Origin of the sequence: Bradyrhizobium sp. AS23.2, from assembly GCF_001908185.1 — a bacterium.
Taxonomy (GTDB): Bacteria; Pseudomonadota; Alphaproteobacteria; order Rhizobiales; family Xanthobacteraceae; genus Bradyrhizobium.
The window spans coordinates 1-20,578 of the sequence record NZ_LGHM01000178.1; the positions used below are offsets into that span (position 1 = coordinate 1).

A 20,578-nucleotide genomic window follows, 5' to 3' on the forward strand; every position below is an offset into this window, starting at 1 on the left:
GCCTGCCGCGCCGGTGCCTGGCCCTGGCCGGCCGGCAGCACGCAGCCCATGAAGACCTCGTCGACCTTCTCAGGCGCGAGCTTGGCGCGTTCCAGCGCTGCGCCGATCACGTGGGATCCGAGCTTGTGCGCGGAGAGCGGCGACAATTCGCCCATGAAGCGGCCGAGCGGGGTGCGGGCGGCGGAGACGATGACGACGGGATCGGTGGCGGCGGCCATGGCGGGGCTCCTGGCGAGGACGATCATTTTGGATGATGATCATCATATGATGCGCTGCAGGAAAAGCAATAAGGCCTGTCATGACAAATTATCGTGTGTCGGATGAGGTTTCTGGAGGCTAATCGGGCGGTTGGGTGCACAGAAAGCCGTCCTCGGCCGCCAGCAGGTCGACCGAACGGCCCACCCGAATGACAGGCTCCGGCAGATGATCCAATGTTCCAGAGGAACTTCGCTCGCAATCCAATTTCCTTCGCATTCTCGCGACACCATCTGTCCGAGAACACGAATTCTATCCGGTATCAGCGAGATGCTTCTCGGCGACACTCCGTTGGAGTCATTTCGAACCGCTTGCGGAATCGCTGGTTGAAGTACGAAATTTCATTGAACCCGCAAGCCAGAGCGATCTCGCTGATCTTGAGGCGATCTCCTGACGGGCTGGTGAGCAAAAATCGAGCATGTTGAAGTCGTCGCTCCAGCAATCGTTCAGTGAAACTCTGTCCGGTTTGGTGAAGAAGGTCTTGAACGTATCGGGGTGAGAGCTGCAAGCGACGCGCGACTTGCTCGGCTGAGAAGGTTGCACTCGTGAAGCTCTTGTCAATTTCGGCAAGGATGTCCTGCGTTCGCGATGCGCGCAGACCGCGGGTCGCCGCAAGCTTCGCCACATCCCCGCGCGCTCCGAGGGCCAACGCGACAAGATCAAAAAGAGTCCTGTTGATATGCGCGTCGAGCTGCGGGTCATGTGGCAGACGCGATAGCGCCACCGCACTTTCGATGGAGCGCCTGAGATGAATGACCGCCGGACGGCTTGGATCCAAAGGTTTTGCCAGCAAATTGTCGGCTCCTCCAACAAGCGCAGCAAGGCGGTCCCTGCTGATAGTCAAGGTCGTGAAGACGAACGGCGATGCCGATTTCATGTCTGCTGGCATACCGTTAGCCCCGAGAAATACACCTCCGGGATGTAGATTGATCTCGCTGGCCGCTTGTTCCACCTGCAGCACGCCATCTCCGCGATGAAAAACGAGGCAAAAGTCATCGTCCAGGTCGCGGGCGATAGCGCTTCGTGAGCGCCTTATGCGACTGAAGCTGCCTCCAAACCGTGTGACATGAAGATCTTGAAAGCCAGCCCACTGAAGGGACGCCGAGAATGGCCGATCATCGAATCTCGAGATGTCAACGCAACATGTGAGCGCCTCGAAATTCTCGTACCAAGCGGCGAATCTTTGTTCGTCATTCAATTGGGGCTCGGAACTGATCTGCTTTTGATACATCGGTCCTCAATCAGCGTTGCCGGAAGCCAACCATAGACGTGCAGGTCTGGACCAGGAGAGGTCACTTCGTCGCATCGCCCAGCGTTTGTCGCGTTGCGCGATAGCAACACGACGCAACAGCTTGGCCGGTATGCGTCTGGACTCAAGTCCGGTGCGCTCAAGAACAAGACCCTCGCAAAGCCTGCTGCCATGTTGAAGTGCACGGCAGCAAACGACTGTGTCGAACTTGGAGAGTGTCGGCGTGGTCGCGCGGCCTTCGTGCGGCGCAACACAATGGCGATGCATCAGATAAATTTCTGATGCGAACGATGAGCAGGGCAATGAAGAAAATCCTATTCGGTACACTTTGCGGTCTGTTGGCGGCCTCTCCGGCGCTGGGCGCGGACATGCCCCTTCCGGTCAAAGCACCGCTCGTAGCGAGCGTTCCGGCTTTCAGTTGGACCGGCTTCTATGTTGGAGCCAACGTAGGATTCGGCGGCGACAGGTTTGAATATCCCTACTACGCGTTTCAAAGACAGCTTCAGGCCGAAGCTCCCGCGCTTGAGACGAGAACCGACGGTAGCCTTCGCCTGAACTCGAGCGGATTCTTCGGTGGTGGCCAGATCGGCTATAATTATCAGTTCAACAACGGCATCGTGACCGGACTGGAAGCTGATTTCCAGGGGGCCGGCATTGAGGGGAAGCTCGCTGGCACCGGGGCTCTGACCGGCAACGGCAATCCGCCGATCAATGCGAGCTTCAGCGTGGGATCCGAGATCGAATGGTTCGGCACCGTTCGCGGTCGCGTTGGTTATGCGTGGGACAGGATCCTTCTCTATGCCACCGGCGGTTTAGCTTACGGCAAAGTCACATCGCACGCGAACATCAATCTAGCTAACGGCAATGGGCTTGTCGGTCCGTTGACGGGAGCGTTCTCGGCGAGCAACACGCATTTGGGATGGACCGCAGGAGCCGGTCTTGAATATGCCCTGACGCAAGCATGGTCATTCAAGACCGAGTACCTTTACCTCGACCTCGGCAGCAAAACCGTTGTGTCCAGTGCAATCTCCGACGTCGCGAACGGCTTCTCGGCGGGAGCTGGCATCGACGTCAATGCTACGCTTCACACGGTCAAGGCTGGCATCAATTATAGGTTCTGACCGCATCGACATTCTGCCCACGGAAAAGGTCGCGTACCGTCGCGGCCTTTTTTTTTGGTGCCTCGATCTGCATGTTCACAAGCCGAGACATGATCGCGGGGCGCCAGTGGCGGGGCATGACACCGTTAGTGTGGCGACTAGCCACTATCGCGGCAACGCCTACCGCTTCCTGTTCACGAACGCCTGCATCAGCCGCGTCGGTTCGTCCGTCAGGAACGACTCGCCGAACACCTTGACGCTGAGGTTGACCGACTCCGTCAACGGCAGTTCCTCCCATTGCCGCAGCAGGGCCTTCTGCGACCGGAGTGCTTCGGGTCCGCATTCGAGCAGCGCCTTCACGGTATGCTCGACAGCCGCGTCCAATCCGCCTGCCGGCGCGACCTTGTCGACCAATCCCCAGGCCAGCGCCGTCGGCGCGTCGATGTTCTCCGCGGTCATCACCAGCCAGCGCGCGCGGGCCCAGCCGATCAGGCGCGGCAGCAGGGCGGCGTGGATCACCGAGGGGATGCCGACGCGAACCTCCGGCATGCCGAAATGCGCATCATGCGCGGCGATCCGGAAGTCGCAGGCCGCCGCCAGCTCAAGCCCGCCGCCGAGGCACCAGCCGGGCATGCGCGCGATCACGGGAGCCGGGAAGGCGCGCACCGCCTCGCAGAGATCGCGCAGACGGCTGATGAAGGCTTCGGCCGACTTCTGGTCGAGCTTCACCATCTCCTTGATGTCGGCGCCGCCGATCATGCTCTTCTCGCTCTGGCCGCGCAGCACCGCGACGCGGATGCTGCGGTCGGTGGCAAGCTGTTGCAGGCCTTCGCGGACCGCGTCGATCACGGGCGAGCCGAGGATGTTGAGCGAGCCGGCGTTGCAGATCGCGACATGAACGACGCCGCGCGCATCGCGCGTCACGCCGCAGTGGTTGTTGAGCATTTCCATCGTGGCATCCCGAAGGTTTCGTGGACATGCGCGGAGGCGCGCCGGTCGGGACCACTTCCGGGCCGAAAGGCCGGACTTGTCAAGCAGGCGGGAGACGGAGTTGCCAGTGCGAAGTCCGTGGCATAGTATTACATGTATCATACCAAGAGGCCGTCATGACCCAACTCGATCAACTCGACCTGTTTTCACCTGCGCGCCGGCGCGAGCGCGTGGTGGACTGGCAGGTGCCTGCGCCGGTTGCGAAAGTGGCCATGGGCTTGTCCGGCATGGACGCCATGCTCGGCATTCGCGACGGCCGGCTGCCGCCGCCACCCTTCGCAAAACTGATCGGCTTCGTCGTGGCCGTGGTCGAGCCGGGCCGGATCGTGATGGAGCTGGAGCCGCGCGAGGATCTCGAAAATACCATCGGCCTGCTGCATGGAGCGACGGCGGCGGCGCTGATCGACACCGCCATGGGCTGCGCGATCTCGACCCGGTTGGAGGCGGGGCAATCGTCCGTGACCCTCGACCTGAAAATGACCTTCCTGCGGCCGCTGTCGGTCCGTTCCGGGCTGATCGCGGCCGAAGGTAAGATCATCAAGCTGGGGCGCCAGACCAGCTACACCGAGGGTTTCGTGCGCGACGGCAGCGGCGCGCTGGCGGTCCATGCAACTGCAACCTTCTCCATGATCGGCAGTGTCTTAACATGAATTAATACTCCGTCCGGGCCGTTTCTGTGGTATGAGATGATCTCTGACATTCAATGAGACGCGCATGCGCTATTCCCGGGAACACAAGCAGGAAACCCACGACCGCATCGTGAAGAAGGCCTCCGTGCGGCTGCGTGAAAAGGGCGCCCATGGCATCGGCGTCGCCGACCTCATGAAGGAAGCGGGCCTGACCCATGGCGGCTTCTACGCGCATTTCGACTCCCGCGAGGCGCTGGTGATCGAGGCCTTTGCCTACGCGATGGACCGCTCGATGGAGCACTGGCGCAAGCAGTCGGATCAGGTCGCGCCCGAGAAGCAACTCACCCAGATCGTCGAGACCTATCTCTCGGCGTTGCATCGCGACAATCCCGGCCATGGCTGCTCGATCCCGGCGCTCGGCGCCGAAATCGCCCGCGAGAGCCCGAAGACGCGAAAGGCCTTTGCCGGCAAGCTCGACGAGATGGTCGAGATGATGACCGATTTCATCCCGAACATGCCGCGCAAGGCCGCGCGCAAGCAGGCGATCGCGACGCTGGCAACGATGGCCGGCACCATGCTGCTGGCGCGCATCGCCGGCTCCAGCGAGCTGTCGGACGAGGTGCTCAAGGCGGGCAGGGACAGCGCGCTCGACGGCGCACGGCGCGAGCCGGCCAAGCCTGCGCCAGCGAAGAAGCCGAAGCAGAGCTAGGGCCAGATGCTGTAGGGTGGGCAAAGGCGCGTCAGCGCCGTGCCCACCATCTGTCCACGACTGCGATCGATGTGGTGGGCACGCTTCGCTTTGCCCACCCTACGAGAACTGCGAATTCATCTTCCCGCAAACAGCGCCCGCTCGCGTTCCACGATCTCGCCGATATAATCCGCCACGGCCCTGATCCGCGCGAGATCCTTGCTGTCGGCGTGCATCAGCATCCAGAACGTCCGCGTGATCGAGACCTCCTCCGGCAGTACCGGGACGAGCTGCGGATAATCGCTCGCCATGAAGTGCGGCAGCACCGCGATGCCGAAACCCGCGAGCGTGGCGTTGAGCTGCGCGATCAGATTGGCGCTGCGCAAGCGCGCGGAAATCCGCGGCGACACCTGCGGCAGATAGTCAAGCTCCGGCGTGAACAGCAGCTCCTCGATGTAACCGACGAAGCGATGCTGCGGCAGGTCCTGCCGCGAGGCGATCGTCGGAAAGCGATCGAGATAGGCTGGTGCGGCATAAAGCCCGAGGCGGTAGTCGAGCAGCTTGCGGCCGACGATGCGGCCTTCCTTTGGCATGGTCAGGCTGATCGCGATATCCGCCTCGCGCTTGGAGAGGCTGAACAGCCGCGCGGTAGCCACAAGTTGCAGATCGAGATCGGGGTAGCGGTCGGCGAAGGGGGCCAGCCGCGGCGCCAGGAAGGCGGTGCCAAAACCGTCGGGCGCGCCGATCCGCACCGTGCCGGTGAGCCGCGCCACCGAGCCGCCGACCTGCTCCTGGTTGGCGACGATGGTCGATTCCATCGCCTCCGCGCTGTCGGCGACGCGCTGGCCGGCCTCGGTGAGGAGGTAGCCGGTCTTGCGCCGGTCAAACAGCTTTGCCGAGAGATGCCTCTCCAGCCGGTCGACGCGGCGGATCACGGTCGCATGGTCGACACCGAGCTGTTTTGCCGCAGCCGACACCGAGCCGCCCCGCACGATGGCCAGCACGAAGCGAAAGTCGTCCCAGTCGATGCTACCTTGATCCAGCATTTTCGCACATCTATGGTGCAATATCTCAGACTTGAATCCTATAAAATGCAGGTCAATAGGATTTGTCAAAGCGATCTAACCTGTTTCGTGGGAGGAATTCATGCGCGCAGTCGGACATTTCATCGGTGGCAAGGAAGTAAAGGGCACGTCGGGCCGTACCGCCGACGTCTTCGAGCCGATGACTGGTGACGTCCAGGCCAAGGTGGCGCTGGCCTCCAAGGCCGAGGTCCGTGCGGCTGTCGAGAACGCTCGTGCCGCGCAGCCCGCATGGGCCGCGACCAACCCGCAGCGCCGCGCCCGCGTCATGACGAAATTCGTCGAGTTGGTTCAGCGCGACTATGACAAGCTCGCCGAGTTGCTTGCGCGAGAGCACGGCAAGACCGTTCCCGACGCCAAGGGCGATATCCAGCGCGGCCTCGAGGTCGCGGAATTTGCCTGCGGCATCCCGCATTTGATGAAGGGCGAGTACACCGAGGGGGCCGGCCCCGGCATCGACATTTACTCCATGCGCCAGCCGCTCGGCGTCGTCGCCGGCATCACGCCGTTCAACTTCCCGGCCATGATCCCGATGTGGAAGTTCGCCCCCGCAATCGCCTGCGGCAACGCCTTCATCCTCAAGCCGTCCGAGCGCGATCCCGGCGTGCCGATGAAGCTTGCCGAATTGATGATGGAAGCAGGCCTCCCGGCCGGCATTCTCAACGTCGTCAACGGCGACAAGGAAGCGGTCGACGCCATCCTCGACGATCCCGACATCAAGGCCGTCGGCTTTGTCGGCTCCACGCCGATCGCGCAATATATCTACGAGCGCGCAGCCCAGACCGGCAAGCGCTGCCAGTGCTTCGGTGGCGCCAAGAACCACGCCATCATCATGCCCGACGCCGACATGGATCAGGCGGTCGATGCTCTGATCGGCGCGGGCTACGGCTCGGCCGGCGAGCGCTGCATGGCCGTCTCGGTCGCCGTTCCCGTCGGCAAGACCACCGCGGATCGTCTGATGGACAAGCTGATCCCGCGCGTCGAATCCCTGAAGATCGGCACCTCGATCGATCCGTCGGCCGACTATGGTCCGCTGGTCACGCGCGAGGCGGTCGAGAAGGTCAAGAACTACATCGACATCGGCATCAAGGAAGGCGCAACCCTCGCCGTCGACGGCCGCGGCTTCAAGATGCAGGGCTACGAGAAGGGCTTCTATCTCGGCGGTTCGCTGTTCGACAACGTCACCAAGGATATGCGGATCTACAAGGAAGAGATCTTCGGTCCGGTGCTCTCGGTCGTGCGCGCGCACGACTACAAGGAAGCGCTGGCGCTGCCGTCGGATCACGACTACGGCAATGGCGTTGCCATCTTCACCCGCGACGGCGACGCCGCGCGCGACTTCGCGGCCAAGGTCAATGTCGGCATGGTCGGCATCAACGTGCCGATCCCGGTGCCGATCGCCTATTACACCTTCGGCGGCTGGAAGAAGTCGGGCTTCGGCGATCTCAACCAGCACGGCCCGGACTCGATCCGCTTCTACACCAAGACCAAGACGGTGACCTCGCGCTGGCCGTCCGGAGTCAAGGAAGGTGCGGAGTTCTCGATCCCGACGATGAAGTAGGGCTGTCGCCCAACCCGTCATTGCGAGGAGCTCGTGACAAAATTGCGCAGCAATTTTGCACTGAAGCGACGAAGCAATCCAGTCTTTCGCTGTGCGAAGATATGGATTGCTTCGCGGAGCCCGTCATCGGGCCGCGCTTCGCGCGGACCCGGTGGCTCGCAATGACGGTGGGGCAAGAAGGGTAAGCGGCAACGATGCAGTTCGCTCTGAACGAGGATCAGATCGCGGTTCGCGACATGGCGTTGGCGTTTGCGGCGGAGAAGATCGCGCCGTACGCGCTGCGCTGGGACGAGGAGAAGCATTTCCCCGTCGACGTCATGCGCGAGGCCGCCACGCTCGGCATGGGCGGCATCTACATCCGCGAGGATGTCGGCGGCTCCGCGATGACGCGGTTCGACGCGGCGCTGATCTTCGAGGCGCTGGCGACGGGGTGCCCGACCACCTCGGCCTTCATCTCCATCCACAACATGGCGTCCTGGATGATCGATGCTTTCGGCAGCGACACCCAGCGCCACAAATGGCTGCCAAAACTCTGCAGCATGGAGCTGATCGCGAGCTATTGCCTGACCGAGCCTGGTGCAGGCTCGGACGCAGCCGCGCTGCGCACCCGCGCGGTGCGTGACGGCGATCATTACGTCCTGAATGGCCAGAAGCAGTTCATCTCGGGCGCCGGCGGCACTGATCTCCTGGTCGCAATGGTGCGGACCGGCGGCGACGGCCCCGGTGGCATTTCGACGCTCGTGATCGACGGCAAGACGCCAGGCGTGTCCTTCGGCGCCAATGAGCGCAAGATGGGCTGGAATGCGCAGCCGACCCGCGCCGTGATCTTCGAGAACGCCCGCGTGCCGGTGGCCAACCGGCTGAGCGAGGAGGGCGTCGGCTTCAAGATCGCGATGGCGGGCCTCGACGGCGGCCGCCTCAACATCACGGCTTGCTCGCTTGGCGGCGCACAAACCGCGCTCGACAAGGCGCGCGCCTACATGAAGGAGCGCAAGGCCTTCGGCAAACGCCTCGACGAATTCCAGGCGCTGCAGTTCCGCCTTGCCGACATGGCGATCGAGCTCGAGGCCGCGCGCACCTTCTTGTGGCGCGCCGCCGCCGCGCTCGACCGAAAGGACCCGGACGCCACCATGCTGTGCGCGATGGCAAAACGCTTCGGTACCGATGTCGGCTTCGAGGTCGCCAACCATGCGCTGCAGCTTCACGGCGGCTACGGCTACCTCAGCGAATACGGCATCGAGAAGATCGTGCGCGATTTGCGCGTGCACCAGATCCTCGAAGGCACCAATGAAATCATGAGGCTCATCGTGGCGCGCAAACTGATCGAGGGCGCGCGATGAATGCAGTGGAAGAGGGCGATCTCATCGTTCGCCGCGAGGGTGCGGCGGGCGTGATCCGCCTCAACCGTCCCAAGGCGATCAACGCCATGACGCTGGAGATGTCCATCGGCATTGATGCGGCGCTGGACCGGTTCGAAACCGATCCGGAAGTCGCGGTGATCGTGCTGGAAGGCGCCGGCGAACGGGGCCTCTGTGCCGGCGGCGACATCCGCGGCCTCTGGGAGAGCTCGCGCGACGGCGGCGATCTCGGCGCGCGGTTCTGGCGCCAGGAATACATCATGAATGCGCGGATCGCGAAGTATCCGAAGCCTTACGTCGCATTCATGGACGGCCTCGTGATGGGCGGCGGCGTCGGCTTGTCCGGCCATGCCAGCCATCGCGTCGTCACCGATCGCACCAAGCTCGCGATGCCCGAGGTCGGGCTCGGCTTCTTCCCCGATGTCGGCGGCACCTGGCTGTTGGCGCGCTCGCCCGGCGAGATCGGCACCTATTTTGGCCTGACCGGCCAGACCATGAACGGCCCCGATGCGATCCACGCGAAATTCGCTGACGCTGTGGTGCCGGCGGCCAAATGGCCGGAGCTGCGCACGGCGTTGACCAGGGTTCGCCCGGGCGCGACCGCGGCCGACGTCAGCAGGCTCATCAGCGGCTTTGCGACCGGCGATGCCGCCGGGCCAGTGGCGGCGAAGCAGGCGATGATCGATGCGCTGTTCGGCTTCGACCGCATGGAAGACATCTTCGCCGCGCTCAAGCGCGACGGCTCCGAGTTCGCGCTAGGCACGCTGAAAACCCTCAATGAGAAGTCGCCGCGCGGCATGGTGGTGACACTGAAGCTTTTGCGGCTCGCGCGCACCGCGTCGAGACTGGAGGAGTGTCTGGTGCGCGAGTATCGTGCCGCGCTGGAAGTCTTCCGCAGCGACGATTTCCGCGAGGGCGTGCGCGCCGCCGTGATCGACAAGGACCGCAATCCGACCTGGTCGCCGCCGCGCATCGAGGATGTCACGCCGCAGATGCTGGCTCCGTATCTCGCCGAGATCGGCGCCGACGAGCTGAAGTTCAACTAACAACGCTACAGCGGAGGAAATGAAGATGGCCACGATCGCATTCATCGGTCTCGGCAACATGGGCGGCCCGATGGCCGCCAACCTGGTCAAGGCCGGCCATAAGGTGGTGGCGTTCGATCTTGTCGAGGCCTCCCGCAATCAGGCCAAGGCCGATGGCGCCAGCATTGCCGACAGCGCATCGGGCTCAGTGAAGGGTGCCGATGTCGTCGTTACCATGCTGCCGGCCGGCAAGCACGTGCTCGGCGTCTGGAACGAGATCGTTCCCGCCATGGCCAAGGGCGCGCTGATCATCGATAGCTCCACCATCGACGTTGAGAGCGCGCGGCAGGCGCATGCGCTGGCAGCCAAGCACGGCGTGCTCTCGGTCGACGCGCCGGTCTCTGGCGGTACGGGTGGTGCGAAGGGCGGTACGCTCACCTTCATGTGCGGCGGCGAGGAGAACGCCTTTGCGGCGGCCAAGCCCGTGCTGGAGAAGATGGGCAAGAAGATCGTGCATTGCGGCGGCGCCGGCGCAGGCCAGGCGGCCAAGATCTGCAACAACATGATCCTCGGCATTTCCATGATCGCGGTCAGCGAAGCGTTTGCGCTCGGCGAGAAGCTCGGGCTCTCGCACCAGGCGCTGTTCGACGTCGCCTCGACCTCGTCGGGCCAGTGCTGGTCGCTGACGACCTATTGCCCGGTTCCGGGCCCGGTGCCGACCTCGCCGGCCAACAACGACTACAAGCCGGGCTTCGCCTCGGCGCTGATGGTGAAGGATCTGACGCTGGCGCAGGACGCCGCCAAGGCCGCGGGCGCGGCAACGCCGCTCGGCAAGCATGCGCAGGAGATCTATCAGTCTTTCGACGCAGCCGGCCAGGGCGAGGTGGATTTTTCCGGAATTATCAAGCACGTTCGCGGCCTCGCTGGAAAATAGCGGGGCTTTGCTCGCAGCCCGGATGGAGCCAACGGGTAGGCGCGAAGCGCCGCCCGATGGCAGGCTCCGCGAAATCCGGGACAGCCTCTCCAAGTTGCGTAGCCGGGTCCCGGTTTGCGCTTTGCCCTCCATCCGCGCTACGCTCGAAGCTCAATTCGACGGGCTCGGACCATGACGACATTTCAGGAAGCGCGCGCGTTCCTTCTGCAACACCGCACGGACTACGAGACGGCGGCCAAAGGTTTCCGCTGGCCCGATCCGGTTCCCTTCAACTGGGCGCTCGACTGGTTCGACGCCGAGCTGGCGGCGAACGCGGAGAGCAAGGATAGGCCCGCGCTCTGGATCGTCGACGCCGCGCAGGACCTGCAGACCAAGCTGTCCTTCGCGGCGCTGTCGCGGCGTTCCAACCAGGTCGCAAACTTCCTCCGCGCGCAGGGCCTGAGGCGCGGTGATCATCTCCTGCTGCTGCTCGGCAACGTGGTTCCGCTCTGGGAGACCATGTTAGCTGCGATGAAGCTCGGCGTCGTCGTGATTCCCGCGACCACGCTGCTGACGGCCGAGGAACTGCGCGACCGGCTCGATCGCGGCAAGGCGAAAGCGGTGGTGGCTGCGGAAGATCAGGTCGCGAAATTCGCAAGCCTTGGCGCCGAAGGCCTCGTCCGTATCGCGGTCGGCGCGGCCCCTGGTGGGTGGCTCCCCTACGATGACGCGGCAAAAGCTTCGGAGAGCTTTACGCCCGACGGCCCGACCCAGGCCGACGACCCGATGCTGCTCTACTTCACGTCGGGCACCACGGCGAAGCCGAAGCTCGTCCGGCACAGTCAACGCAGCTATCCGGTCGGGCACCTCTCGACCATGTACTGGATCGGGCTGAAGCCCGGAGACGTCCACCTCAACATCTCTTCGCCCGGCTGGGCCAAGCACGCCTGGAGCTGTTTCTTCGCGCCATGGAATGCGGGCGCCACCGTGTTCGTGGTCAACCAGCCGCGCTTCGACGCCAAGAGCCTGCTCGCCATCATCGGCCGCTGCGGCGTCACCACGCTGTGTGCGCCGCCGACGGTGTGGCGACTGTTCATCCAGGAGAATCTTGCGTCGTTCAAGGTCGCGCTACGCGAGGTCTGCGGCGCCGGCGAGCCGCTCAATCCGGAAGTGATCGACCAGGTGCAGGCCGCCTGGGGCCTCACCATCCGCGACGGCTACGGCCAGACCGAAACGACTGCGCTCGCTGGCAATTCGCCGGGGCAAAAGATCAAGGTTGGCTCGATGGGCCGGCCGCTGCCGGGCTATCGCGTACAGGTCAGCGATGCCGACGGCCATCCGGCGAAAGAAGGCGAGGTGGCCCTTGTGCTGGGCGCTGACCGTCCCGCCGGCCTGATGCAGGGCTATCAGGGCGACGACGGCAAGCTGTCCGGCGCCGAGGGCGAGCTTTATCGCAGCGGCGACGTCGTCTTCGCGGACGAGGACGGCTATCTCACCTTCGTCGGCCGCTCCGACGACGTCTTCAAATCCTCCGACTATCGCATCAGCCCGTTCGAGCTGGAGAGCGTGCTGCTCGAGCACGAACTCGTCGCCGAAGCTGCCGTGGTGCCGAGCCCGGATCCGATCCGGCTCGCCATCCCCAAGGCTTTTGTGCTGCTGACGTCGGGCGCGGAGCGGACGCCGGAGACGGCGCTCTCCATCTTCAAGCACCTGCACACGCGCCTTGCGCCGTTCAAGCGCATCCGCCGCCTCGAAATCGTCACCGAGCTGCCGAAGACGATCTCGGGCAAGATCCGCCGCGTTCAGCTCAGACGGTTAGAGCGCGACGACGACCGCAACGATGCCCTGCGCGGTCGCGAATTCCGGGAAGAGGATTTTCCGGAGCTGCCGAAAGCCAGGGGCGAGACCTGATCAAAGTACGCTCGTCATTCCGGGGCGCGCGGAGCGCGAGCCCGGAATCCATTGCGCGGCACACACCGCGGTGCGATGGATTCTCAGATGCGCAATTGCGCATCATAGTTCGATGCTGCGCATCGCCCCGGAATGACGGCACTAGGAGTTATCAATGAACGAAGTCTGGAAGAAGCCGCCGATTACGCTAGAGGCCTATCAGGCCATGGTCGGCAAGGAGATCGGCGTATCGTCGTGGCACCTGATCGATCAGCCCCGCATCGACACCTATGCCGACGTGATCGAGGATCATCAGTTCATCCACGTCGATCCCGAGCGTGCGAAGGAGACCGCCTTCGGCACCACCATCGCGCACGGCTTCCTGACGATGTCGCTGATGTCGATCATGTCCTACGAGGTGATGCCTGTCATCGCGGGCGCCACGATGGGCGTCAATTACGGCTTCGACAAGCTGCGCTTCATCTCGCCGGTGCGATCGGGAAAACGCGTCCGCGGCCGTTTCGTGCTGGCGGAAGCCAAGCTGCGCAAACCGAACGAATTGCAGTCCCGCACCAACGTGACGGTGGAGATCGAAGGCGAGGACAAGCCCGCGCTGGTCGCTCAGTGGCTCGGCCTGATCTATTTCGCTTAAATCTGACCGCCACGGTCGGACTTGACCCGGCCATCCATCGCTGCTCAAAAGCTGACCGAAGTCGGGGCTTCCCCTCTCCCCTTGTGGGAGAGGGTGCCTCGCGAAGCGAGGCGGGTGAGGGGTCTCTCTCCGCGAATTCATCTGCCGAGAGAGACCCCTCATCCGGCGCTTGCGCGCCACCTTCTCCCACAAGGGGAGAAGGAAGAAGAAGCAGGAACTACACAATGGCAATCAGGTTCGACGGACGCGTCGCCATCGTCACCGGCGCGGGCAATGGTCTGGGGCGCGCGCATGCGCTGGGATTGGCGAGCCGCGGCGCCAAGGTCGTCGTCAACGATTTCGGCGGCGCGCGTGACGGTACCGGCGGCTCGCTCTCGCCGGCGGAAGCCGTGGTCGAGGAGATCCGCAAGGCTGGCGGCACCGCGATGGCGGATGGCGCCGATGTCTCGAATTTCGAGCAGGTCACCGCCATGGTCGAGCGCGCCACCAAGGAATGGGGCAGTGTCGACCTGATGTGCGCCAATGCCGGCATCCTGCGCGACAAGTCGTTCGGCAAGATGGAACCCGCCGATTTCCAGAAGGTGCTCGACGTGCACCTCGTCGGCACCTTCTATTGCTGCAAGGCGGCCTGGGCCGGCATGCGCGACCGCAACTACGGCCGCATCGTGCTGACGACGTCGTCCTCCGGCCTCTACGGCAATTTCGGCCAGGCCAATTACGGCGCGGCGAAGTCCGGCATGGTCGGCCTGATGAACGTGCTGGCCGAGGAAGGCCGCAAGAACAACATCCGCGTCAACATCATCTCGCCGACGGCGGCGACCCGCATGACAGAAGAGCTGCTGCCGCCGCAGGCGCTGCAGCTGATGAAGCCGAATGCGATCACGCCCGCGGTGGAATACATGCTCAGCGAGGACGCGCCGACCCGCACCATCATGGGCGCCGGAGCCGGCTCCTTCGCGGTGATCAAGATTCTGGAGAGCGAGGGCATCAACCTGCCGGAGTCCGAGTGGACCCCGGACGCGGTCGCCGCGCATTTCGCCGAGATCAGCGACATGTCGAAAGCCAAGGCGCTGCAGGGCGCGTTCGAGCAGACCCAGAAATACGTCGCGCAGGCCGCGGCAAGGGCGGGTATCAAGCTCTGACCGTGCCGTCATTCCGGGGCGATGCGCAGCATCGAGCCCGGAATCCATCGTGCCACAGAATCCGCCGCCCAATGGATTCCGGGCTCGCGCCCAAGCGGGCGCGCCCCGGAATGACATTCTCCGTCATGGCCGGGCAGAAGAGCGAAGCGCGTCTTCGCGCTAGATGTCCCGGCCATCCACGTTCTTGGCAGCGCGCGCGTAGCTCTCGTGGATGCCCGGGACAAGCCCGGGCATGACGACCTGTTCTTCGGCGTTCAGCTTGGCCTAAACTCCCGCCATGACCACAACCGAAACTCATGTCGCCGTCATCGGAGCCGGTCCTGCCGGGCTGATGGCGGCGGAGGTGCTGGCGCAGGGCGGCGCCCGCGTCACCGTGTACGACGCGATGCCGTCAGCCGGCCGCAAGCTCCTGATGGCAGGCCGGGGCGGGCTCAATCTCACCCACAGCGAGCCGCTGCCGCAGTTCATAGCGCGCTATCGTGGGGCGGCGCCAAAGCTGCAAGCGGCGATCGCGGCGTTTTCGCCGGACGCCCTGCGCGCCTGGAGCGAAGCGCTGGGCGAGCCGACCTTTGTCGGCTCCAGCGGGCGCGTGTTTCCGAAGGCATTCAAGGCGTCCCCATTGCTGCGCGCGTGGCTACGGCGGCTCGATGCCGCCGGCGTGCGGTTCGCGTTTCGTCATCGCTGGAGCGGCTGGGTTGATGAGGGGCGGCTACAGTTTCAAACACGCGACGGCGCCCCTGCGATCGCGGCCGACGCCACCGTGCTGGCACTCGGCGGCGCGAGCTGGCCGCGCCTTGGCTCCGACGGCGGCTGGACGACAATTCTGGCCGACAAGGGCGTTTCGATCGCGCCGCTGCGGCCCGCCAATTGCGGCTTCAGCGTCGCCTGGTCCGATATCTTCCGCACGCGATTCGAAGGCCAGCCGCTCAAGGGGATTGCGCTGACCTTTGGCCCGCACAGCCTGCGCGGCGAGGCCATCGTCACGCAGGCGGGCATCGAGGGCGGAGCGATCTATGCGCTCTCAGCCGAACTCCGCGAGGCGATAGCCGAGAGCGGCGAGGCGGTCCTGCACATCGCATTGCGGCCCGATCTCGAACATGCCGAGCTGGTCAGGCGGCTGTCGGTATCGCGCGGCAAGCAGTCGTTCTCCAACTTCCTGCGCAAGGCCGCGCAGCTTTCGCCAGTGGCCGTCGGCTTGTTGCAGGAGGCCAGGATCGGTGCGGGGCAATCGTTGTCGGCGATGCCGCCCGCGCAGTTGGCGGAGCTCATCAACGCCGTCCCGATCAAGCTCACCGGCACGGCGCCCATCGCGCGCGCGATATCGAGCGCCGGCGGCGTTTCGTTCGACGAGCTCGACGCTGACTTCATGATCCGCAAACTGCCCGGCGTGTTCGCCGCCGGTGAGATGCTGGATTGGGAAGCGCCGACGGGCGGCTATCTGCTCCAAGCCTCGTTTGCGACTGGTGCAGCCGCGGGCAGGGGTGTGTTGGGGTGGCTCAACTTGTAGGATGGGTAGAGCGAAGCGAAACCCATCATTTCCAGCACCCGCCAAGTGCCGATGGGTTTCGCTTCGCTCTACCCATCCTACGAAGCCCCTACCGCAGCTTCCCGCGCGCCGCGACCGGCAGCGTGCCGATGATCTCCTCGCCGCGCACCATCACCACCTCGTCCATCATGTTGACGACGACGCAGACGTGGTTCGGCACGATGCGGACGACGTCGCCGACATTGGGACGCGTGTTGCTGCGGGAGAGGTCGAGAAAGCCGTGCTCCTCGGCGAAGCGGGCGATCTTGGCTTCGGGGTGCTCGAGGATCAAGCCGTGGCCGTCGAGCCCGCCGGTGTCCGACGTCAGCGTCTTCGAGCCGGCATCGAGAATCCCGCGCTCGGGCGCGGCGCGGCTGACGACCGTCGAATAGATGTGCAGCGCGCAGTCGTCCCAGGTGGCGACGCCGGCCGCGACCTGCATGCGGTCGTTGTAGATGTAGGTGCCGAAGCGATGCTCGGTGCCGCCCTTGAGCTTGCCGAGATTATTCAGGTTCGGCGTGCCGCCGGTCGAGACGATCCTGGCCTCCAGCCCGTGCGCGCGCACGCCGGCCAGCGCCTCGTCGTAGAATTTCTGCGCATCTGCCCACCCGGTCTCGGTCGGATACATCATGAAGCCGGCGAATTGCAGTCCCTTGGACGCGGCGATCTCGCGCGCCAGCGCAACGGCTTCGGCCGGGGTCTCGACGCCGGCACGCTTGCGGCCCGTGTCACACTCGACGACAACCGAGAGCGGACGGCCCGACGCCGCCGCAGCCTTGGGCAGCCCGGCGACGACGGTCGAGTTGTCGGCGGCGACCGTCATGTTCGCCTTGGCCTGCAGCGCGCCGAGGCGCGCCATCTTCTCCTCGCCCAGCAGGTTGTAGCTGATCAGGATGTCGTCGATGCCGGCATTGGCCATGATCTCGGCCTCGCCGAGCTTCTGGCAGGTGATGCCTTTGGCGCCGCCTGCGATCTGCATCTTCGCGATCGTCGGGTTCTTGTGCGTCTTGATGTGGGGACGATTGGCGACGCCGGCGTCATCGCAGGCCTTCTGGATTCGCGCGATGTTGCGCTCGACCTTGTCCATGTCGATGACGGCGCAGGGCGTGCCGTATTCGCGGGCGATTTTGGCGGCGAGGGGAGTGGTCATGTGATCTCTCTGTTTTCGGCCCCGTAGGATGGGTAGAGCGAAGCGAAACCCATCAGAACCAATTCCCTTTGCGCGATGGGTTTCGCTTCGCTCTACCCATCCTACGATTTAAGCCTGTTCAATCTCCTCGCGGAGCATTTCCAGTTCGAGCCAGCGCTCTTCGGCGGCGGACAGTTCTTCATGCGCCTTGGCGATGGCGGCGGACGTATCGTCGAATTTCTTGCGATCCTTGGCGTAGAGATTGGGATCGTCGAGCACGCGCTGCAGTTTTGCAATATCGGCGTGGAGCGTCTCGATCTTCTTCGGCAGCGTTTCCAGCGCATGCTTCTCGTTGAAGCTCAGTCGCCGTTTTGGCGCCGCGGCGGGAGCGGTCGGACGCTCCTCCTTCTTCTCGGCGGGGGCTGGCGCCTTCGCAGTCTCGCGCTTCAAGTCCGCGCCGCGCTGCGCCAGCATGTCGCTGTAGCCGCCGGCATATTCGATCCACTTGCCATCGCCTTCCGGCGCGATCACCGAGGTGACGACGCGGTCGAGGAAATCGCGGTCGTGGCTGATCAGGATCACAGTGCCCTCGTAATCGCCGAGCATCTCCTCGAGCACGTCGAGGGTATCGAGATCGAGATCGTTGGTCGGCTCGTCCAGCACCAGAAGGTTCGACGGCTTCGCCAGCGCGCGCGCCAGCATCAGGCGGCCGCGCTCGCCGCCTGAGAGCACTTCGAGCGGCGTGCCGCGCTGCTCCTGCGCGAACAGGAAGTCCTTCATGTAGCCGACGACGTGCTTCGGCTTGCCGCCGACCATGACATGATCGCCGCGGCCGCCGGTCAGCGCCTCTGCCAGCGTCGATTTGGGATCGAGGCTTTCGCGGTGCTGGTCGAGCGTCGCCATCTCCAGATTGGCGCCTAAACGCACCGTGCCAGAGTCCGGCTCCGCGCCGCCAGTGAGCAGATTGACCAGCGTGGTCTTGCCGGCGCCGTTCGGCCCGATGATGCCGAGCCGGTCGCCGCGCTGGATGCGGGTGGAGAAATTCTCGACGATCTTGCGCTCGCCATAGGCCTTGGTGACGTTCTTCGCCTCGATCACCAGCTTGCCGGATTGCTCGGCCTCGGCGGCGGCGAGCGTGGCGCTGCCCGCCGTGCCGCGATAGTTGCGGCGCTGGTCGCGCAGCGCATGCAGGTTGGCGAGCCGCTTGACGTTGCGCTTGCGCCGACCGGAGACGCCGTGGCGCAGCCAGTGCTCCTCGTCGACGATCTTGCGGTCGAGCTTATGCTGATCGCGCTCTTCCTCGGCCAGCACCTCGTCGCGCCAGGTCTCGAACGAGGCGAAGCCGCGGTCGATCTGCTTGATCCTGCCGCGGTCGAGCCACGCGGTCGAACGAGAGAGATTGGTGAGGAAGCGGCGGTCGTGGCTGATGAGCACCAGTGCGCTGCGGCGGCTGTCGAGCTCCTTTTCCAGCCACTCGATGGTGGAGAGATCGAGATGGTTGGTCGGCTCGTCCAGCAGCAGGATGTCAGGCGAGGGCGCCAGCACACAGGCCAGCGCCGCGCGGCGCGCTTCACCGCCCGAGAGATTTTGCGGATTCTCGTCGCCTGTGAGCCCGAGCTGCTCCAGCAGATAGCGCGCCTGATGATGGTCGTCGCCGGGCGCAAGGCCTGCCTCGACATAGGCGAGCGAGGTCTTGTGGTCGCCGAAATCCGGCTCCTGCTGCAAATATCGAACGGTAGCGCCCGGTTGCACGAAGCGTGTGCCGGCATCGGGCTCGACGATGCCCGCTGCGATCTTCAGCAGCGTCGACTTGCCCGAGCCGTTGCGGCCGATCAGACAGACGCGTTCGCCCGGTGCGACATTGAGCTCGACGCCGCTGAGCAGCGGCGTACCGCCAAAGGTCAGCTTGATGTCTTTCAGTTGAATCAGCGGCGGCGCCATGATCAGCCTTGGCTCGAATTCTGGCTCGTCGCGACCTGATGAGTGCGGCGGCGCTGGATCCGGCGCAGCGTCTGGTCGAGCGCCGAAAGGAAGGCGGAGCGGTCGCGCGGCGCGAAGGACCTCGGTCCACCGGTGACCTCGCCGGCCGAGCGCAAATCCGTCATCAAATTGCGCACCGCCAGCGTCATCCCGATCGATTCTTCCGTGAACGGCTTTCCGTTCGGTGCGATCACGTCCGCACCGGTCTTCACGCAGCGGCTGGCCAGCGGAATGTCTGATGTCACGACCACGTCGCCGGGGCCCGCGCGCTCCGCGATCCAGTCGTCGGCGGCGTCCATGCCCGCGCCGGCGGCGATGCGCTCGATCAGCGGATCCTGCGGCACGCGGATGAAGTTGCCGGCGACCACGCTCACGGGCACGCCGTGCCGGATCGCGACGCGGTAGATCTCGTCCTTCACCGGACAGGCGTCGGCGTCGACATAGATGCGGGTGGGGGTGTCAGTCATTCGCCGCGTGGTACCCCATTCGGGCCGCAAAGGCGAGGGGATTGACCCCAGTTCCTCAGGGCCTACCATCGCCCCTGAAACAACAAGAATATAGGGGAAGCCCAATCATGCCGAACCGGCTCGAAACCTACCGCGTCGAGGCCTACAACACCGCCAAGCAGTCCGAAAACAAGATGCATGACGACACGGTGGCGCGCCGCTTCGGCTTCTCCGGCGGGCTGGTGCCGGGCGTCGATGTCTTCGCCTACATGATGCATGTGCCGGTGGCGCGCTGGGGCCGCGATTTCCTGTCGCGCGGGCTGATCGATGCCCGCTTCATCAAGCCGGTCTATGATGGCGAGACCGCCGATGTCGACGCGACCGAACACAATGAGCTTCTCACGATCGAGGTGTTCAGTCGCACTGAGCTCTGCGCAACGGGGACGGCCTCGCTGCCGGCCACCGCGCCGGTGGTTTCGCTGGGCGACTATGTCGCGGCCCCGGCTGTCGCCGAGCGCAAGCCCGTGAGTCCCGCGACGTTCGAGACCGGCAAATGGCTGGGCACGACGCCCCGGCGCTGGGCCGGAAGGGACGCGTCCGACTATCTCGCCGATATCAGGGAGGCCGACCCGATCTTCGCGCGCGAAGGGCTCGGTCATCCCGGCCTGATCCAGCGCGTCATGAACCGTGTGCTGGTGGACAATACGATCCTGGGGCCGTGGATCCACGTCGGCAGCCGCATGCACCTGCTGTCAGCCGCACGCGCCGGCGACGAGATCACCGCGCGGGCCAGGGTCACCGCGAACTACGAGAAGAAGGGCCACCGCTTCGTCGAGCTCGACGCGCTGGTCGTCGCCAACGGCACGACGCCGCTGGCGCATTGCCAGCACACGGCGATCTACCAGCCGCGCGAACAGGCGGCGGCGTAAGGCGCGGGTCGGAGGCAGTTGGGTAGTACGCACTT

At 64.6% G+C, this 20,578-nt stretch carries 18 protein-coding genes and 1 pseudogene; 12 read left to right on the top strand and 7 right to left on the bottom strand.

Translation table 11 applies throughout. The annotated features are described in order from the left end of the window. Both AC630_RS33745 and AC630_RS33750 read right to left on the bottom strand, forming a co-directional pair. The coding region (locus AC630_RS33745; RefSeq protein ID WP_502691568.1) for a thiolase family protein at nucleotides 1–218 on the bottom strand (218 nt) is incomplete at its 3' end. Nucleotides 219–517: 299 nt separating this feature from the next. Then, nucleotides 518–1,486: an AraC family transcriptional regulator gene (locus tag AC630_RS33750; RefSeq protein WP_074122748.1), complete on the bottom strand. Its 969-nt coding sequence runs from the start codon at nucleotides 1,484–1,486 to the stop codon at nucleotides 518–520. Between the two features lie 320 nt (nucleotides 1,487–1,806). On the opposite strand from AC630_RS33750, the gene AC630_RS33755 reads away from it, so the two are divergent. After that, entirely contained in the window at nucleotides 1,807–2,625 is an 819-nt protein-coding gene (locus tag AC630_RS33755) for an outer membrane protein (protein WP_074122749.1), read from the top strand. A 159-nt stretch (nucleotides 2,626–2,784) separates the two neighbouring features. On the opposite strand, the gene AC630_RS33760 is transcribed toward AC630_RS33755, so the two are convergent. Beyond that, entirely contained in the window at nucleotides 2,785–3,555 is a 771-nt protein-coding gene (locus tag AC630_RS33760) for an enoyl-CoA hydratase (protein WP_074122750.1), read from the bottom strand. Between the two features lie 155 nt (nucleotides 3,556–3,710). On the opposite strand from AC630_RS33760, the gene AC630_RS33765 reads away from it, so the two are divergent. Next, entirely contained in the window at nucleotides 3,711–4,244 is a 534-nt protein-coding gene (locus AC630_RS33765; protein WP_074122751.1) for a PaaI family thioesterase, read from the top strand. 64 nt (nucleotides 4,245–4,308) lie between these two features. Further along, nucleotides 4,309–4,932, top strand: coding sequence for a TetR/AcrR family transcriptional regulator (locus AC630_RS33770; protein WP_074122752.1), 624 nt, complete (start codon nucleotides 4,309–4,311; stop codon nucleotides 4,930–4,932). A 116-nt stretch (nucleotides 4,933–5,048) separates the two neighbouring features. On the opposite strand, the gene AC630_RS33775 is transcribed toward AC630_RS33770, so the two are convergent. Then, entirely contained in the window at nucleotides 5,049–5,957 is a 909-nt protein-coding gene (locus tag AC630_RS33775; protein ID WP_074122753.1) for a LysR family transcriptional regulator, read from the bottom strand. A gap of 100 nt (nucleotides 5,958–6,057) precedes the next feature. Between AC630_RS33775 and AC630_RS33780 the strand changes: the two genes are divergently transcribed. From AC630_RS33780 to AC630_RS33815, 8 genes and pseudogenes are all read left to right on the top strand, one after another. Further along, on the top strand, nucleotides 6,058–7,554 hold the full coding sequence (locus AC630_RS33780) for a CoA-acylating methylmalonate-semialdehyde dehydrogenase (protein WP_074122754.1): 1,497 nt from the start codon (nucleotides 6,058–6,060) through the stop codon (nucleotides 7,552–7,554). Between the two features lie 194 nt (nucleotides 7,555–7,748). Continuing rightward, on the top strand, nucleotides 7,749–8,894 hold the full coding sequence (locus AC630_RS33785; protein ID WP_074122755.1) for an isobutyryl-CoA dehydrogenase: 1,146 nt from the start codon (nucleotides 7,749–7,751) through the stop codon (nucleotides 8,892–8,894). Continuing rightward, the gene (locus AC630_RS33790; protein ID WP_074122756.1) at nucleotides 8,891–9,958 is read left to right on the top strand and encodes an enoyl-CoA hydratase/isomerase family protein; all 1,068 of its coding nucleotides are present in this window, start codon (nucleotides 8,891–8,893) and stop codon (nucleotides 9,956–9,958) included. The genes AC630_RS33785 and AC630_RS33790 overlap by 4 nt, the downstream gene beginning before the upstream one ends. A gap of 13 nt (nucleotides 9,959–9,971) precedes the next feature. After that, nucleotides 9,972–10,871: pseudogene (gene mmsB / locus AC630_RS33795) on the top strand (3-hydroxyisobutyrate dehydrogenase); the annotation flags it as partial. Nucleotides 10,872–11,042: 171 nt separating this feature from the next. Then, nucleotides 11,043–12,761: an AMP-binding protein gene (locus AC630_RS33800; protein ID WP_074122758.1), complete on the top strand. Its 1,719-nt coding sequence runs from the start codon at nucleotides 11,043–11,045 to the stop codon at nucleotides 12,759–12,761. A 154-nt stretch (nucleotides 12,762–12,915) separates the two neighbouring features. Continuing rightward, the gene (locus AC630_RS33805) at nucleotides 12,916–13,392 is read left to right on the top strand and encodes a MaoC family dehydratase (protein ID WP_074122759.1); all 477 of its coding nucleotides are present in this window, start codon (nucleotides 12,916–12,918) and stop codon (nucleotides 13,390–13,392) included. A gap of 224 nt (nucleotides 13,393–13,616) precedes the next feature. Further along, nucleotides 13,617–14,534: an SDR family NAD(P)-dependent oxidoreductase gene (locus AC630_RS33810; protein ID WP_074122760.1), complete on the top strand. Its 918-nt coding sequence runs from the start codon at nucleotides 13,617–13,619 to the stop codon at nucleotides 14,532–14,534. A gap of 277 nt (nucleotides 14,535–14,811) precedes the next feature. Beyond that, complete coding sequence (locus tag AC630_RS33815) at nucleotides 14,812–16,041, top strand: BaiN/RdsA family NAD(P)/FAD-dependent oxidoreductase (protein ID WP_074122761.1); 1,230 nt, start codon at nucleotides 14,812–14,814, stop codon at nucleotides 16,039–16,041. Nucleotides 16,042–16,129: 88 nt separating this feature from the next. Here the strand turns inward: AC630_RS33815 and AC630_RS33820 are convergent, their stop codons facing one another. The 3 genes from AC630_RS33820 to AC630_RS33830 all read right to left on the bottom strand — a co-directional run bounded on the left by AC630_RS33820 (nucleotide 16,130) and on the right by AC630_RS33830 (nucleotide 19,635). Next, nucleotides 16,130–17,209, bottom strand: coding sequence for a D-TA family PLP-dependent enzyme (locus tag AC630_RS33820; RefSeq protein ID WP_074122762.1), 1,080 nt, complete (start codon nucleotides 17,207–17,209; stop codon nucleotides 16,130–16,132). A gap of 108 nt (nucleotides 17,210–17,317) precedes the next feature. After that, entirely contained in the window at nucleotides 17,318–19,129 is a 1,812-nt protein-coding gene (locus tag AC630_RS33825; RefSeq protein WP_074122763.1) for an ABC-F family ATP-binding cassette domain-containing protein, read from the bottom strand. A gap of 2 nt (nucleotides 19,130–19,131) precedes the next feature. After that, on the bottom strand, nucleotides 19,132–19,635 hold the full coding sequence (locus tag AC630_RS33830) for a YaiI/YqxD family protein (RefSeq protein WP_074122764.1): 504 nt from the start codon (nucleotides 19,633–19,635) through the stop codon (nucleotides 19,132–19,134). A 107-nt stretch (nucleotides 19,636–19,742) separates the two neighbouring features. Here AC630_RS33830 and AC630_RS33835 point away from each other — a divergent pair, with 107 nt between their 5' ends. After that, nucleotides 19,743–20,543 (top strand): hypothetical protein, encoded by an 801-nt coding sequence (locus tag AC630_RS33835; RefSeq protein ID WP_074122765.1) that lies wholly within the window; start codon nucleotides 19,743–19,745, stop codon nucleotides 20,541–20,543. Nucleotides 20,544–20,578: the final 35 nt, after the last annotated feature.

Bases quoted from the DNA above. Each gene is read 5' to 3' on its own strand.
- AC630_RS33750 (WP_074122748.1), bottom strand. From the start codon at position 1,486: ATGTATCAAAAGCAGATCAGTTCCGAGCCCCAATTGAATGACGAACAA.
- AC630_RS33755 (WP_074122749.1), top strand. From the start codon at position 1,807: ATGAAGAAAATCCTATTCGGTACACTTTGCGGTCTGTTGGCGGCCTCT.
- AC630_RS33760 (WP_074122750.1), bottom strand. From the start codon at position 3,555: ATGGAAATGCTCAACAACCACTGCGGCGTGACGCGCGATGCGCGCGGC.
- AC630_RS33765 (WP_074122751.1), top strand. From the start codon at position 3,711: ATGACCCAACTCGATCAACTCGACCTGTTTTCACCTGCGCGCCGGCGC.
- AC630_RS33770 (WP_074122752.1), top strand. From the start codon at position 4,309: ATGCGCTATTCCCGGGAACACAAGCAGGAAACCCACGACCGCATCGTG.
- AC630_RS33775 (WP_074122753.1), bottom strand. From the start codon at position 5,957: ATGCTGGATCAAGGTAGCATCGACTGGGACGACTTTCGCTTCGTGCTG.
- AC630_RS33780 (WP_074122754.1), top strand. From the start codon at position 6,058: ATGCGCGCAGTCGGACATTTCATCGGTGGCAAGGAAGTAAAGGGCACG.
- AC630_RS33785 (WP_074122755.1), top strand. From the start codon at position 7,749: ATGCAGTTCGCTCTGAACGAGGATCAGATCGCGGTTCGCGACATGGCG.
- AC630_RS33790 (WP_074122756.1), top strand. From the start codon at position 8,891: ATGAATGCAGTGGAAGAGGGCGATCTCATCGTTCGCCGCGAGGGTGCG.
- AC630_RS33800 (WP_074122758.1), top strand. From the start codon at position 11,043: ATGACGACATTTCAGGAAGCGCGCGCGTTCCTTCTGCAACACCGCACG.
- AC630_RS33805 (WP_074122759.1), top strand. From the start codon at position 12,916: ATGAACGAAGTCTGGAAGAAGCCGCCGATTACGCTAGAGGCCTATCAG.
- AC630_RS33810 (WP_074122760.1), top strand. From the start codon at position 13,617: ATGGCAATCAGGTTCGACGGACGCGTCGCCATCGTCACCGGCGCGGGC.
- AC630_RS33815 (WP_074122761.1), top strand. From the start codon at position 14,812: ATGACCACAACCGAAACTCATGTCGCCGTCATCGGAGCCGGTCCTGCC.
- AC630_RS33820 (WP_074122762.1), bottom strand. From the start codon at position 17,209: ATGACCACTCCCCTCGCCGCCAAAATCGCCCGCGAATACGGCACGCCC.
- AC630_RS33825 (WP_074122763.1), bottom strand. From the start codon at position 19,129: ATGGCGCCGCCGCTGATTCAACTGAAAGACATCAAGCTGACCTTTGGC.
- AC630_RS33830 (WP_074122764.1), bottom strand. From the start codon at position 19,635: ATGACTGACACCCCCACCCGCATCTATGTCGACGCCGACGCCTGTCCG.
- AC630_RS33835 (WP_074122765.1), top strand. From the start codon at position 19,743: ATGCCGAACCGGCTCGAAACCTACCGCGTCGAGGCCTACAACACCGCC.